Annotated in this window: 12 protein-coding genes; 6 read left to right on the forward strand and 6 right to left on the reverse strand. The window is 44.2% G+C overall.

Annotated features, from left to right (window positions below; all coding sequences use genetic code 11):
- Window positions 1-304 precede the first annotated feature (304 nt).
- The 5 genes from dinG (at window position 305) to xthA (ending at window position 4783) form a co-directional block, all read left to right on the forward strand.
- Window positions 305-2380, forward strand: a complete 2076-nt coding sequence (gene dinG, locus ACF8CV_RS15635) for an ATP-dependent DNA helicase DinG (protein ID WP_138938451.1) — start codon at window positions 305-307, stop codon at window positions 2378-2380.
- A 14-nt stretch (window positions 2381-2394) separates the two neighbouring features.
- Window positions 2395-3180, forward strand: coding sequence for a TSUP family transporter (locus ACF8CV_RS15640; protein ID WP_005456200.1), 786 nt, complete (start codon window positions 2395-2397; stop codon window positions 3178-3180).
- Window positions 3177-3722 carry a primosomal replication protein gene (locus tag ACF8CV_RS15645; protein WP_005456195.1) on the forward strand — a complete coding sequence of 182 codons (546 nt, stop codon included), beginning with the start codon at window positions 3177-3179 and terminating at the stop codon, window positions 3720-3722. The genes ACF8CV_RS15640 and ACF8CV_RS15645 overlap by 4 nt, the downstream gene beginning before the upstream one ends.
- Window positions 3722-3886 (forward strand): pleiotropic regulatory protein RsmS, encoded by a 165-nt coding sequence (rsmS, locus tag ACF8CV_RS15650; RefSeq protein ID WP_005456217.1) that lies wholly within the window; start codon window positions 3722-3724, stop codon window positions 3884-3886. The genes ACF8CV_RS15645 and rsmS overlap by 1 nt, the downstream gene beginning before the upstream one ends.
- Before the next feature lie 90 nt (window positions 3887-3976).
- Window positions 3977-4783 (forward strand): exodeoxyribonuclease III, encoded by an 807-nt coding sequence (gene xthA / locus ACF8CV_RS15655; RefSeq protein WP_025569878.1) that lies wholly within the window; start codon window positions 3977-3979, stop codon window positions 4781-4783.
- Window positions 4784-4880: 97 nt separating this feature from the next.
- Here the strand turns inward: xthA and ACF8CV_RS15660 are convergent, their stop codons facing one another.
- The 6 genes from ACF8CV_RS15660 to ACF8CV_RS15685 all read right to left on the reverse strand — a co-directional run bounded on the left by ACF8CV_RS15660 (window position 4881) and on the right by ACF8CV_RS15685 (window position 12614).
- Complete coding sequence (locus ACF8CV_RS15660; protein WP_138938452.1) at window positions 4881-7601, reverse strand: ImpA family metalloprotease; 2721 nt, start codon at window positions 7599-7601, stop codon at window positions 4881-4883.
- 146 nt (window positions 7602-7747) lie between these two features.
- Window positions 7748-8425: an ABC transporter permease gene (locus ACF8CV_RS15665; protein ID WP_020840323.1), complete on the reverse strand. Its 678-nt coding sequence runs from the start codon at window positions 8423-8425 to the stop codon at window positions 7748-7750.
- Window positions 8426-8428: 3 nt separating this feature from the next.
- The gene (locus ACF8CV_RS15670; RefSeq protein WP_005456256.1) at window positions 8429-9169 is read right to left on the reverse strand and encodes an ABC transporter permease; all 741 of its coding nucleotides are present in this window, start codon (window positions 9167-9169) and stop codon (window positions 8429-8431) included.
- A gap of 81 nt (window positions 9170-9250) precedes the next feature.
- On the reverse strand, window positions 9251-10021 hold the full coding sequence (locus tag ACF8CV_RS15675; protein WP_005456273.1) for an ABC transporter substrate-binding protein: 771 nt from the start codon (window positions 10019-10021) through the stop codon (window positions 9251-9253).
- An 83-nt stretch (window positions 10022-10104) separates the two neighbouring features.
- Window positions 10105-10875 (reverse strand): ABC transporter ATP-binding protein, encoded by a 771-nt coding sequence (locus ACF8CV_RS15680; RefSeq protein WP_005456207.1) that lies wholly within the window; start codon window positions 10873-10875, stop codon window positions 10105-10107.
- 263 nt (window positions 10876-11138) lie between these two features.
- On the reverse strand, window positions 11139-12614 hold the full coding sequence (locus ACF8CV_RS15685; RefSeq protein ID WP_086458706.1) for a 54K polar flagellar sheath protein A: 1476 nt from the start codon (window positions 12612-12614) through the stop codon (window positions 11139-11141).
- 456 nt (window positions 12615-13070) lie between these two features.
- Between ACF8CV_RS15685 and ACF8CV_RS15690 the strand changes: the two genes are divergently transcribed.
- Window positions 13071-14618, forward strand: a complete 1548-nt coding sequence (locus ACF8CV_RS15690; protein ID WP_005456280.1) for a DUF3360 family protein — start codon at window positions 13071-13073, stop codon at window positions 14616-14618.
- Window positions 14619-14658: the final 40 nt, after the last annotated feature.

The following is a 14658-nucleotide window of genomic DNA, read 5'->3' on the forward strand; positions in this document are numbered from 1 at the left end:
TTTAATTTATTCGATGAACATCTAAACTATCGGCTTGATTTTCCTCAATTTATCATCCTATTAATAACCAAAATTTCAACCTAAAAAACATACTTTAGAACACAAAATACAGAATTAAAACCTGGTAAATCTGCATTTTTGAAGCTTTATATTTTTCATATAATGAAATTATTTGCATTGATATGGAGTTCAATATTTTTTTGTGAAGAAGATCTAGATTCCTTACAAAAGCATTCCGTTTTGTGAACTACTGTACAACTAGTGATGTGTGCTACTATTCGGCTCCAACGCATTTGAGGCCCGTATGCTGACCAGTAACATTCAAAAATCGATTCGCAATAGCTATCAAAACCTACAAGCTCAACTCGATAACTTTGTACCAAGACGAGCTCAAAACTATCTTGTCGCTGAAATCGCAAAGACGCTTTGTGGTCAATATCATAAGTCCAATCGAATACTGGTAGCAGAAGCAGGCACAGGGATCGGTAAGTCACTTTCTTATTTGATGGCCGCTATACCAGTTGCCGTGCATAACAACCGCAAAGTCGTTATCTCAACGGCAACCGTCGCGCTTCAAGAACAGCTAGTGAATAAAGACCTTCCTCTATTCCGTCGTATTACAGACAGAGAATTCTCTTTCATTCTTGCCAAAGGTAGGCAGCGCTACTGCTGCGCAGAAAAGCTCGCAACAGCCAGTGGTGTGGATGGCGGTCAACTAGCGATGTTTGAGACCAAGCCAAAGAAAAAAGACATTGAATTACTGGAAACCATGTATCGCTCACTCGCTCAAGGGAAATGGGATGGTGACCGCGATGCTTGGCCTAAACCTATAGACGACCGCATCTGGCAATTGATTGTCAGCGACAAACACAGCTGTAATAACAGTTTGCCAGGTCACAGAGGGTGCCCGTTTCAAAAGGCTCGCTCTGAGTTAGATAAAAATGACGTGATCATCGCGAATCACTCTCTCGTTATGGCTGATGCTGACTTAGGTGGTGGCGTAATCTTACCAGAGCCAGAAAATACGATTTATGTCTTTGACGAAGCTCACCACCTGCCTCACGTCGCCCGTGATCACGCTTCAGCATCCGCAAGTTTAAAAGGCGCAGCAGCGTGGCTAGAGAAGCTGAATCAGTCAATCAGTAAATTTTCATCACTGGCTGATGAGAAACGTGTCGCTCGATTCCGCAATGACTTGCAAGACTCCGTGCAAAACTTAATACCTGCGCTCACTCAGTTGACTAAGCAGTTCGATCCAGCTCAGTTTGAAGAAGGCATCTACCGCTTTGAACATGGCGAGCTGCCTACTTGGCTAGAAAACCAATCTAAAGAGCTAAAACAGTTCAGCAAGAAAGCAAACCAAAGCGTCGCGAAAATCGCCGATCTTATTGCAGAAAGAGTCAAAGATGGCGAACTCGCGGCAAGATTGGCCGAGCCTGCGCTCGCTGAACTAGGTTTCTATATTCAACGACTAGAGAACCTCGGTCAAGTTTGGCATTTAATGGCAGAGCCAACACGAGAAAAAGGAGCGCCTTTAGCGAGATGGCTAGAAACTCACCCCGATCGTGAAGGCGATTTTATTGTGAGCGTATCCCCTCTTGAGATCGGATGGCAGCTAGACCAACAGATTTGGAGTCGTTGTATTGGTGCCGTATTAGTTTCAGCAACAATGCGAGCGTTGAACTCTTTCCACTATTTTTGCCATCAAGTAGGCATTGATGGAAAGCCAGAATCTGGGACTCAGTTTTTGGCACTCGCTTCGCCTTTTGATTATCAAAACCAAGCTGAGTTACTCATACCGGCAATGAAGTACGAACCATCGGCACCTCAATTTACTGAATATCTTATTGAGATCTTGCCTAAGTACTTAGAAGACAAAAAGGCCAACTTGGTATTATTCTCCTCTTACTGGCAGATGAACCAAGTCGCAGAAGCGCTGTCTTCAGAGTTCATAAAACGAGGCTGGGCTTTGCAAGTACAAGGCGAAAGTTCTCGTCAAGAAATTCTAAAAAAACATAAAAAGCTTGTAGAAACAAACAAAACCAGCGTTCTCTTTGGTACAGGAAGCTTTTCGGAAGGACTCGATTTGCCAGGAGAGTTACTGGAAAACTTAGTGATCACCAAAATTCCATTTGGTGTTCCTACCTCTCCAGTAGAACAAGCGCATTCAGAATACATAGAAAAGAAAGGCGGCAACCCGTTTATGCAAATCACTGTACCTGATGCGAGCAAAAAGCTGATCCAGAGCGTGGGCCGCCTACTGCGTAAAGAACGAGATTCTGGTAGAGTGACCATTCTGGATCGACGCCTCGTAACCAAACGCTACGGGCAAGCACTTATCGACTCACTGCCGCCATTTAAACGAAAAATAGAATATTAGAAGAATAAGAATTTATGGAAATGATAGAGCCGACAATGCTGTTGGTGTTGGCGCTAGTCGCTTTTGTTGCTGGATTTATTGACGCAGTCGCAGGTGGTGGAGGGATGCTAACCGTCCCTGCTTTGCTGTCTTTGGGGCTTCCTCCTCATATTGCTTTAGGGACGAACAAGTTGGCTGCCACCTTTGCATCGTCGACTGCCGCATTCACTTACTACAAAAAACGCTTGTTCAAACCTCAGTGTTGGGGGCGCGCATTTGCAGCAACGCTTGTCGGCGCAACATTGGGCACGCTCTTTGTCGATGCAATCAGTACGGATTGGCTAGAAAAAGTCTTGCCTCTTATTATATTAGCCGCTGCGCTGTATACCGTATTCCATAAAACGCCACATTCACCTCATCAAAGCCCAATACCAGAGCCTTGCCCAAAGCTGCATAAAAAACAGTACCTGCAAGGTTTGTCGATTGGTTTTTACGATGGATTGGCCGGTCCAGGAACTGGCGCGTTTTGGACTGTAAGTTCTATGGCGCTGTACCGTCTCAATATATTGCTCGCCTCTGGTTTAGCCAAAGCGATGAACTTCACCAGTAATTTTACCTCACTTATTACTTTCGCCATTTTAGGTCACATTAACTGGGTGCTAGGCTTAACAATGGGTGTGTGTTTAATGGCCGGGGCATTTGTTGGTGCGCACTCTGCAATTCGATTCGGCTCTAAGTTCATTCGTCCCGTTTTTGTCACGGTCGTGAGCGTATTGGCGATTAAGCTGGCTTATGACGCTTGGTTTGTAGGTTTATCATGAACATCGAACAACTTTCGCAAAGTTTAGAACACATGGCGAATCAAGCCGCGACATTGGATCGCCAACGAGGAGAGCATCACGTTCCGTTGTTTGATGAACGTTTATTTAGCTGCCGCTCTCGCTTACTTACCCCTTGCGTAAAAGAAGCGAAATCGACACTGGACGCGATTATCCGAGAGCAAAACGAAAATAAGCTCACCGCTTTGCGAGCGGAGTACCTCACCGAACGACTCGTAGCGCAAATTGGCGCAATTCAGCGAGAGATTTCTACCACTAAAATTCGTAAGAATGAAATCAAGCATAGCAGCCACTTTCGCAAACCAATTAACGTGCTTTATCAAGAGCTCGCGCAGCATCAAGAATGGGCAAGACGCTTGCGAGAAATGGTGTTAGAAAAGGAACGCGCAGTGGAAACTGCACCTAGTTTTATGCGAGCTGAAGCTCAGAAAGTATTGCTGGCGACAGAGCAACGTTTAGCTCGTTGCGAGGCAGCGCTTCTTAAACTAGAAAATCAAATTACACATAGGGAAAAGCACCAATAATGGCAGACCAACCAACCTCTCCTCTTGATGACGCACCAGAAGAGATCAAGCTGGCCGTTGATTTGATCTACTTGCTTGAAACCAACGAGATTGATCCAGAAGTTGCGATTAAAGCATTGAAGATCGTACAAACAGATTTAGAAAACAAATTGAAAGCGCAGTAAAACGCGCTTTTTTCTTTTGTTGAGATTCATTTTCACTACGCTTTCAGAATGATACCATTCTAGAAAAATACGCCCTCAAAAGGATAAATAATGAAAGTAATCAGCTTTAACATCAATGGACTACGTGCTCGACTGCACCAACTCCAAGCGCTAATCGATAAACACCAGCCTGACGTTATTGGTCTTCAAGAGATTAAAGTGCATGATGAAGCGTTCCCGATTGAAGATGTCGAAGCCATGGGTTACAAAGTGTATTTTCATGGCCAGAAGGCGCATTACGGCGTAGCGATGCTTTGTAAGCAAGAGCCCATCCGCGTACAAAAAGGTTTTCCAACGGATAACGAAGAACACCAAAAGCGCATGATCATGGCGACGTTTGAAAACGAAAATGGTGAAAAAGTAACGGTGCTTAATGGCTACTTCCCTCAAGGGGACAACATTAACCACGAAACGAAATTCCCATACAAGCGCCAGTTCTACAAAGATCTAATGACGTATCTAAACGATCATCACAGCAACGATGAACAGTTGATTGTTATGGGTGATATCAACATCAGCCCTATCGATTCAGATATAGGTATCGGAGAACCAAACCGTAAGCGTTGGTTGAAAACGGGTAAATGCTCTTTCCAACCAGAAGAACGTGAATGGCTACAAACGTTGTTAAATTGGGGCTTTGAAGATACTTTCCGTAAGCTTTACCCAGAAGTGAACGATCGCTTCTCGTGGTTTGACTACCGCTCTCGTGGCTTTGATGACAACCGAGGTCTACGAATTGATGTGATTTTGGCCACTCCTTCTCTCGCGCAAAAATGTATTGAGTCGGGTATCGATTATGAATTACGCGGTATTGAGAAGCCTTCAGACCATGCGCCAATCTGGTCGACATTCAAGTAATACTTTACAAAGCAATAACCGTGACTCAACGCTAAGATAAATCTAGTAAAAAGGGAGACTCAGTCTCCCTTTTTCATGCACGTTATTTTCTACTCAGCTAGTTCAGCGGCCAAACCGTTTGACCATCAATACTTACTGGCGTTTGAGCGAATTCGTTCAGACAGTAGCCGGTATTGCTACTTGCAAAGTAAGTGAGAGGCATCGGCGTCAGATTCAACGCAACAACTTGTTGCTTCGCTTTTTCTGAGAACGAGAATCCCCACATGTCGAGATAGTTAGTCATATCTCGCTGAGCCACGTAACTTAGGGCAATGAGCAACCAGTCATTGTTTGAGATGCTGTTCGCTTCATCTTTGGTATACATCGAGAAGCCAATGCTTGATTGTTTCGCATTCCACAGTGCCTCATCTGCTTTCAAACGATTAAACTCACGCTCAATAAGATGCAGTCGCGCCAGTAAATGCCAACCATTTTTAAGCACACCTTCGTGCTGAGTTGCCATCATCATTTGAATGTAAACGCGAGCACCCCAGCTCCAACCCGTTTGGTTTTGCTCCGCCATATAAGCATTTGGATCGCTTTGTGTTCGACTGGTTTGCAACAGTTCAAACTGACCTTTGAAATCCAAGCTTTGGCAGGTTGATTCCTTACCCGTATTTTGGAAGAAACGAGACTTGCTGTAGTAGGAGTAGTAGTTGGTCGTCGAATGCCCCTCCCAACCCGCGAATCGGAATCGTCCTTTCTCTAAACCATGACCTAGTTCATGCAAATCACCGTGACCTAAAGGACTGAAGGCCCAATAAGCATCGTACGGGTTACCAGAGCAGCCATAACCACAAGTGGCTTGGTCAGCATTCATGTGCTTAACCATATCAATATTGGCAATTTCCCAGCCTTGGTTTTGAGCGTATTGAATAATTTCAGGTACTTCGTCTATACCCGGCCCTTGGAAACCAGCCAGAACATGCGGGTAGTTATGAACATATTCTTCCGTTGCAAGCGCCATTTCTGCAGGGGTAGACCACATTTCATCGTTGACCGACTCTAACATCTTGTCACGCTTTGAGTGCACTTCAAACCCAGGGGTGATCAGCTCGGCCCAATCAAACAAATTGGCTTCTAGCTGCTGAATAAAGGTGTCGTTGTCGTTCTCACTTCTCCATACAGGATGCTGTGCCACATGGTTAAATCTCAGTTCAACCGGAATATCATTTTTGTCAAAGTGAACCTGTACTGGGCCGCCATAAGGAGAAGTCAGCGTGATGGTTTCACCCGCTTTGACTTCGTAAGCAAATGAAGTCAGCAGTTTAGGTCGAGTATAACCGTCTTTACTGAACTCATGAGTCGCTCCACTTCTTAAGCTATTGATGACAATTTTTGTGGTCACATCATTGTTGTCTTTACGCGTTACCGTGAAAGTCTCACCTGGCAGCGCATACACTCCTGCCGAACGGAAGTTGCGTTTAGACTCCATATTCACCGTAGTATCAATTCTCTTTACATCGGCCCCAAATTCACTGCGGCTGAAGTTTCCCATATTTGGTTGTTTTGGGTTGATGCGACGACTGTTGTATTGAACGTAGTCCGCGAAGTACGATTTCAAAAATTCAGTCGTCCCCGTAGACTGCTTATCCATTGGAAAAGAGGCCGTTTGACGATAATGATCCGCCAATAACACCATCAGCTTTTCGTATTGATAACCATCTTGTTCAAACAACGAGATTTTTTGCTCATCAAACGATTTCAGCCATTGGCGAATGCTGTTGGCAGCGTCGTAAAACTGACTGTCCATGTTCGCTACTTCTGGGCATGATTTATCATCACATTGGGACAAATCAACATTGAAGTTTTGAGTTTCGAAACGGGATAACAACGCTTGTTGCGTGATGACAGAATCTGGCACAACGTTCATCAGTGATGAAGGTGCCCAATCGACCAAACCTAACTTACGCCAATAGTTGTCCCCCACGTAGTCAACATGGAATTTTGCCAAAATGTCTCGACCAAGATCGGTCAGCCCACCGTCCCAATGCAGATATAGAACCGGAATTTTAGCTTGCTCGGCATAAGCCAGCGCATCTATTACCTGTTGGTTGGTATCTCCCGACAGCAAATGTTGTGACAGAATCAACAGGTTTGGCTTATCGGCTTTCAAGCAGCTAAGTAATTTTGAACCGTCGCACAGGTTAGCTTCATTAAATGTCAGGTCTGGTGAAATATTGTTGTTTAACCAACTGCGCGTCGCTTGCTCATCAGGAAAGTAATAAGACTGATCCATTTGCGCGATGACGACGTTTGAAGTAGCTCCACCTGACAACCAAGTAACGAGGTTTTTTAACCATTGAGTCATTGCCGCATTAGAAGAATCAGGAAAACGTTGTGCGGTTCGAAATGGGTTACTGCCTAAAACAGCATAACGCTGGCCATTAGTTTGCTCACCAGCAATCCCAATCGACAACGCTTGGTCTTTGTAGCCACTCAACATCGCTTTATTGGTCATCAATATGGTGTCGTTGAATCCATAGGTAGGAGCAAAAATCGCGGCATCATGCGTCGGATCCCAGTAAAGACCCGAAAGATTTTTTGCTATCGCAGATTTGATCGCATTCGACTGTTTCTTGTGCGCCTCAACAACTTGACGGCTTTCACGAATAAAGTCATTTGGGTCAGAAACCAACAGGGCATTGCCCGTTTCTAGCGCTTGTTGAACAGGAACTGGAGTTGGTGTGACTTGACTGTTTGATTGTGACTTGTTCTCTCCACCACCGCATCCGGTGGCAACAACGGCAAGACCCAACGATATAATTGTTTTTTTCATATTTCACTTATTAAACAAGGGTTTTGCGGAAGTGTAATGTAAGCGAACGAGGGAACGAAATAGTCTTGTTGATAAATCAGAAAAGTATGAATGAAGGTATCAAAAATAGAATGGTACCCGTAGGTACCATTACTTAAATACATGATTTAGCTCAGAGGACGCAGGTACGCTAAGAAACGTTTTTCCGCGCGTTTAAAGCACCAAAGAATGATAAACGTAAGCGACATATAGAAAAGTCCAGCCGTCAAGAACGACTCAAATGGTGCGTAATAACGAGAGTTAACTAAGCGCGCTGCACCAGTTAAGTCCACTATGGTTACGATCCCTGCAACCGCACTGCCGTGAAGCATGAAGATCACTTCATTAGAATAAGCAGGTAGTGCTCGGCGTAACGCACTTGGCAAGATGATGCGTTTGTAAGTCATAAATTTACTCATGCCATACGCTTTTGCGGCTTCCACTTCGCCTTTCGGCAAACCGTTAATCGCACCACGAATGATCTCTGCCGTATACGCTGATGTGTTTAGTACAAACGCAACCAGAGCACAAAACCACGCGTGTTCCCATAAGGTATCTTTCACTGGGAAAAACTGATCCATGCCATAGTAAATCAGATACAACTGAACAAGCAGTGGCGTTCCTCGGAAAAAGTAAATGAATCCCCAAGAAGGAAGGCTCAAAGCGTAGTTGGTACTGTTTCTTGCAATGGCGAGTGGAACGGAGACGCACAGGCCAATCACCAATGAAATGCCCACCAGCCAAACGGTCGTCCAAAGCCCTTGAAGGTAAACAGGGAAGCTTTCAAAAATCAACGAAAAATCCATTACTTACCTCGCATGAATACTGAATTTGCGTTCAACGAGTTTTAACAACCCCGTCGAAATACTGGTGAAGAAAAGGAAAATCAATGCAACAGCCATGTAGAACGTGAACGGCATTTTTGTTGTACCAGCCGCCAGAGAGCTCATTCTCACCATATCTTCAAGCCCGATGATGGAGACAAGCGCGGTGGTTTTTAACAATACCAGCCAGTTGTTACCAAATCCCGGTAGTGCATGGCGAATCATCTGAGGAAGAAGGATTCTTCTGAACGACAACACTGGGCTCATGCCATAAGCTTTTGCTGCTTCCAACTCACCTTTATCGACGGCCATGATCGCACCACGGAAAGTTTCCGCCATGTAAGCTCCAAAGATAAAACCAATTGTCAGCACACCGGCAATAAACGGGCTCACATCAATGTAGTCAGGTAAGTAAGAAGTCCACTCATGATTTGGGTCGCTAGATGCAAACCATTCATTGAGCGTTTCGTTGATGGAATAGAGGCTATTGTTTAAAAGTATTTGCCCACCAAAGAAAATCAACATCATCAGAACTAAGTCTGGAATGCCGCGAATAATGGTGGTGTAAAGTGTGGCAATTGCTCTTGCCCATTTGTAGGGTGCGAGCTTAGCAAGCGCGCCAAGCATTCCCAATATCACCGCAAGCAGTAGTGACAGAACTGCTACTTCGATGGTTACCAAAGCCCCTTTAAAAATGGAGGCTTCATATCCTTGTAAATCCAGCATAGGTGAGTTCCTAATCCCTAAACTCAAAAAATCGACCGTTGACTACTTCTAGGAACAAGCCAACGGTCGCTTAATTACCGCTTATTCGCCGTAAACATCGTAGTTAAAGTACTTGCCAGCAATTTCTTGGTAAATACCTTTATCACGCAGTGACAAGATTGCCGCATCAAGTTTCTTCGTTAGATCTTTATCTTGTTTACGTACAGCGATACCGAAACCTTCACCGAACCATTTCGCATCAGTCAGAGATGGGCCAACAAATTCGTACGCATCACCACCAGCTTTGTTCAATACACCTTCCTCTAGAGCAGATGCATCGCCCAAAACTGCAGCAACACGGCCGTTCGCAAGGTCTAGGTACGCTTCGTCAAAAGAGCCGTAACGTACAATTTCAACTTTGTCACCGTAGTTATCAGTCAGGTATTTATCGTGAGTGGTCGCGCGTTGAACTGCGATTTTTTGGCCATCTAGATTAGCAAAATCTAGGTTTGCACCTTTCTTAGCGATGAACTTATTTGGGATCAATGCGTATTTGCCCGTGAAATCCACTTTCTTCTTACGTTCTTCGGTAATCGACATTGCCGCGATGATCGCATCGTATTTACGAGCCAATAGAGAAGGAATAATGCCATCCCAATCTTGTGCAACGATCTGACACTTCACTTGCATTTCTTCACACAGCGCATTGGCCATATCAACATCAAAGCCTTTTAGAGAACCATCGGTTTCTGTCCAGCTAAATGGAGGGTATGCGCCTTCAATGCCAAAGCGAACTGTTTTCCATTCTTTCGCTTGAGCAACACCAGACACTGCCGTTGCAGCAAGAGTTGCTGCCAATAACCACTTTTTCATTTCCATACTCCTGTGATTGCTATTTTATTTGGTTTTGTTCGTTGTGCTTACTTAGGAGGCAAAACTCTGCCGCCTAATGAATATTAGTAGATAGATGAGATAAACTGCTGTAATCGCTGAGAATCGGGGTTAGTAAATAGCTTAGCTGGATCTCCCTGTTCTTCCACTAAGCCTTGATGCAAGAACATCACATGATTTGAGACGTCACGAGCAAACGCCATTTCGTGCGTCACCACCAACATGGTTCGCCCTTCATCTGCCAAATCTCTCATTACCCCTAGCACTTCCCCAACAAGCTCAGGGTCAAGCGCAGAGGTAGGCTCGTCAAACAACATAACTTCTGGATCTACGGCAAGGGCACGAGCAATCGCAGCACGCTGTTGCTGCCCACCAGATAAATGACCTGGGTAATAATCTTTACGTTCGTAAAGGCCGACTTTTTTCAGTAACAACTCTGCATTTTCAATTGCTTGGGCTTTCGGCACTCCAAGAACGTGGACAGGTGCTTCGATGACGTTTTCAAGAACGGTAAGATGAGACCAAAGGTTAAACCCCTGAAAAACCATAGCTAAACGCGAACGAATACGCTGAACTTGTTTTTCGTTGGCAGGTACAGATTCACCCGCGCGGTTGTTTTTCATTTGAATAAGCTCGCCGTTTACCCAAATTTCACCAGCGGTCGGTGTTTCTAGTAAGTTAATACATCTAAGAAAAGTACTCTTGCCAGAACCGGAAGAGCCAATGATGGAGATAACATCCCCTTTGTGAGCGGCAAGTGAAATGCCTTTCAGGACTTCATTCTGTCCAAATGTTTTGTGCAGGTCTTTTATATCTAGCGCTGGTACATCATTCATGCGCTCTACTCCCTGTGTTTTTGTCACTGCAATTAAGGGACTCCGCCCTCTCTATTTCGGAACAAATTAGCACCCCCCCAGAAAGTTGCAACAAATTATTAACCTAAATAAATCGAATAGATAGATACGATAGACAAATGAATATGCAATATATAGCAACATATTCTTCAAAAGCTGAATATTAAATATAAAAAAGCCCCTTTAGAAGGGGCTTAATAAATTTACAAAAGTGTTAATTGAAACTTATTTAGGGTCGTAATGAATTAATTAAAACGACTGACTACCAATGAGTTTGAAGTACGTAATGTCACTTCATTTTCTAGGCCTTCTTTTTCAGAAGTAATGATGCCATCCAAGTCTTCATCTAGCTCAGGCTCTGACGCTTCACCATTAGAAAAGAAGCTCATGAAAACTTTAGAGTTGATATTGCTATCGTCACTCAATACCAAAGCAGTGCGATTAAAATCGTCCGAAGCTGAAACTTTCAAACCGTTAACGGCTGATGTTGGGAAATTGTAGTAATGGAGCTCAGGAACAACAACAGAGTCACTGTCACTCTTTGTGAATATACGATGTGTGACTTTATAGTCGCCTGAAGCCGCAAAGTAAGCAACACGAGTAAAGCCTTCTGTAGACGATGTTAAACCCATGTCCAGATCAATCACCGAGTCTGCACTTCCTTGTGTTGATACACTTGGTTTTGTGTTTGGCAGGTTATCAATATTTAAGTAAGAGCTTGGATCAACGTCAATATCCCATCCATCAGAGACCGTTTCATTAAGTAGAGACTCCCAACCATTAACTTGATTCTCTGAGAACGCCATGTATACCCAAGTTTCTTTATTCGTTGCACTAGGGCGATTGTATTCAACGGCAGTTTTATCTAGCTTCAGCGCATCATACGCAAAGCCGTTAGTAACAAAACCAATGTGGAGAGTGTCGTAAGTATAATCAGAAGACGAATAAATGTTTGACGTATTATCCGCTCTGACTAAGGCGATCTCACCAGTCCCCCACGAACCAATACCATACTGGTAAAGCGCTTTGTCGCTTGAACCAGATTCATACTGGAACAACGCCGTTGGCTCACCTTTAAGTCCCATAAGCTCATCGGTAGGCAACATATCAGGGTTAGGTGACGTGAAAATATCGGTTTGCGAGACAAAGTTGTAGTCTCCACCACCTGATTCAGCATTTCGGTAATCTAGGTTAGTAAACTTATTGCTTGCTAAGTTACCGCCAGTAAAGCACTTGTTCAAAGAGTCTCGGTTAAGGGCAAACGTGGCATTACGTAGTTTCTTATCTTGTAAGAATTCTTTTGAAAACGTATTTACGCGAGCTTCTCTACCGTTAAATTCTATTGCTTGAAACGTTACAAAGCCGCCGTCAGGGATATCTTCAAGATAAAACTTAAAGTTATCAGTGGTTGGTTTGATGATGTCTCCGGCTCTTTTGCCATCTGCATCAGAGTAGTAACCGATAACATAGTTAGTCACTTGCTCTTTTGACGCTGCGCTATAGGTTAAAACCGTTTTATCACCGTTCAGCTCGGTTTTGTGGTCATACACCGTACAACCTTTCGCAGTAGCTTCACTTTCAGTCATTGTTGCTGGTATAGCAAAATCAAAAGTAAACGCTGTTTTCGGCGCAGCACCGCCGCCGCCACCGCCACCGCCGCCACAACCGACCATTAAACCTGAGATAATTGCCACAAGTGGCAGTACTTTAAGCTGTTTCATGTCTTCTTCCTAAACTGAGCGGCAATGATTAGCCAAAAAATCGTCGTTGCTCGGTACAAAGCAAGAATAAAGCCAGCTTTATATAAACATCGTGAATATTGATCATTTAAGGGTGACTCATGCGATGCAGGGCAATAAACTCTAATTTTATGCAACTTGTGTAATGAAATTACACACTAAATAACCATCTCATTCGCATACCAGACACTTTCTGTAGTTTTATTTCACATCTATTCTTAAAGTGATCTAAATCAATCACCCTAAATGGCTATCTTGCTAGACTCCAGCCAAAAGATGAGGAATTTTTTGTGCCTCAACACAACAAGTTATTAGCTATGCTTAGGCACGACGTCGACGTGTAACAAATCTAATAATAGCTAGCATAGGACGTGCCGCAGGATGCGGAATAACACACTTGAATGAATAATTCATAACTTTTAAATATATGAGGAATCTATGTCAGACGCAGTTAACAAAGCGCACTCTGATTCAGATATCGAGACCAAAAGCTACCGTGAGCTTCATCGTCCATCATCTGAGTTCGCGAGCCGTTCAGACTACCTAGACCACGAACTACAAATCATGAAGCCGCGTCGTTTCGGCTTAAACTTGCCAGGTCGTGACTTCCGCTTTGAGCTTGAAGACCTTGTTCCAGCACTTGCTGGTACTATCGGCATTATCGCAATGTACTCTGCGGTAATGATGTCTTGGGCTGAAGGCCTTACTGCAGCATGGGACCACGTTAACTTAGGCAAAGATTTTGCCATTGAAGTTGCGCGTGTAGAAATGCTAATCCCTGCACTACTTTTCTGTGTGCTTGCTTCTGGCTTTATCAACCCGAAAGCCAACTTGGCAGGTAACCACGGTCCAATGATCCCTCTTATTGGTACCATCGCTCTCGCTGGTGCTCACCCTCTTGCATTGGCAATTCTTATTGGTGTATTCGGTCTTCTACTTAGCTTCTTGAAAGGCGGTTCTAAACTGGTGAACCTCACCTCAGAGGGTACAGCTGGTGGCTTGCTCATTTTCTTGGGCTTGACGGGGACCATGAGCCAAATCAACTCGATTCAAGAATGGGCAGTTGGCCTACAATCTTCAACTGTTGAAGCTGGCAGCATGGGTTACGTGGGTCTGATCGTGCTTGCAGTGACTATCGCACTATACGCTTTCCTTGCAAAAGTGAACAAACGTTGGCTTGCGATTCCAGTGTGTGCTTTCACAGGCCTTATTATCGCTCTAGTGCTAGGTGCTGGTTTTGACATCAAATTCGTCACTGAAACTGGTCTACCGAATCTAAACCCTGTTTACTGGTGGGGTTCAACAGAAGAAGGTTGGATGCTCGGTCTTCCTAATATGGAACACTTCATCGCGTCACTGCCTTTTGCAATCCTAGCAGTAGCAATGTGGTCTCCTGACTTCTTAGGTCATCGTATTTTTCAAGAACTTAACTACCCTAAAAAGACTGAAAAAGTACTAATGGACGTTGATGACACAATGACTATGTGTTCTATCCGTCAGATGGTAGGTACAGCGGTAGGTGGTGGTAACATCACTTCATCTTGGGGTACTTACATGATCCCAGCAGCGATTGCAAAACGTCCAATTCCTGGCGGTGCTATCCTTCTTGGTCTTCTAGTGATGATCATCGCGATCCTTGGCTTCCCAATGGACATCGCAGTATGGCCACCAGTAATGCGTGTCGCTCTTCTTGTAGGTGTATCTCTACCTCTACTTGAAGCAGGTATGCAAATGGTGAAAGACTCTAAAGACTCTCAAGCAGCGGGTATCTGTATTTTCGGTTCTGCCGTCGTTAACCCTGTACTAGCATGGGCATTAACAATGCTACTTGATAACAACGGTCTAATTGGTGACAAAGAGCGTGCAGCTCGCCTGTCATTCGTAGACAAGATTGTGATCCCAGTAGGTGTACTTGTTATCTGTTTGGTCGCTATGCTTGCAGTTGGTATGCTAGAAGGCCAGTATGGCATCAAAGCTTGGCTGTAAGGCTAATTGTTCAAAAAACGTGTGGGTAGCGCTTGTCGCT

The organism is Vibrio sp. zbq_1 (assembly GCF_043102935.1).
In the GTDB taxonomy this organism is placed as follows: Bacteria; Pseudomonadota; Gammaproteobacteria; order Enterobacterales; family Vibrionaceae; genus Vibrio; species Vibrio parahaemolyticus.

What these genes read in the sequence shown, in the direction of transcription:
- ACF8CV_RS15645 (WP_005456195.1), top strand. Translation starts at nt 3,177, where the DNA reads ATGAACATCGAACAACTTTCGCAAAGTTTAGAACACATGGCGAATCAA.
- dinG (WP_138938451.1), top strand. Translation starts at nt 305, where the DNA reads ATGCTGACCAGTAACATTCAAAAATCGATTCGCAATAGCTATCAAAAC.
- ACF8CV_RS15685 (WP_086458706.1), bottom strand. Translation starts at nt 12,614, where the DNA reads ATGAAACAGCTTAAAGTACTGCCACTTGTGGCAATTATCTCAGGTTTA.
- ACF8CV_RS15690 (WP_005456280.1), top strand. Translation starts at nt 13,071, where the DNA reads ATGTCAGACGCAGTTAACAAAGCGCACTCTGATTCAGATATCGAGACC.
- rsmS (WP_005456217.1), top strand. Translation starts at nt 3,722, where the DNA reads ATGGCAGACCAACCAACCTCTCCTCTTGATGACGCACCAGAAGAGATC.
- xthA (WP_025569878.1), top strand. Translation starts at nt 3,977, where the DNA reads ATGAAAGTAATCAGCTTTAACATCAATGGACTACGTGCTCGACTGCAC.
- ACF8CV_RS15670 (WP_005456256.1), bottom strand. Translation starts at nt 9,169, where the DNA reads ATGCTGGATTTACAAGGATATGAAGCCTCCATTTTTAAAGGGGCTTTG.
- ACF8CV_RS15640 (WP_005456200.1), top strand. Translation starts at nt 2,395, where the DNA reads ATGGAAATGATAGAGCCGACAATGCTGTTGGTGTTGGCGCTAGTCGCT.
- ACF8CV_RS15665 (WP_020840323.1), bottom strand. Translation starts at nt 8,425, where the DNA reads ATGGATTTTTCGTTGATTTTTGAAAGCTTCCCTGTTTACCTTCAAGGG.
- ACF8CV_RS15680 (WP_005456207.1), bottom strand. Translation starts at nt 10,875, where the DNA reads ATGAATGATGTACCAGCGCTAGATATAAAAGACCTGCACAAAACATTT.
- ACF8CV_RS15675 (WP_005456273.1), bottom strand. Translation starts at nt 10,021, where the DNA reads ATGAAAAAGTGGTTATTGGCAGCAACTCTTGCTGCAACGGCAGTGTCT.
- ACF8CV_RS15660 (WP_138938452.1), bottom strand. Translation starts at nt 7,601, where the DNA reads ATGAAAAAAACAATTATATCGTTGGGTCTTGCCGTTGTTGCCACCGGA.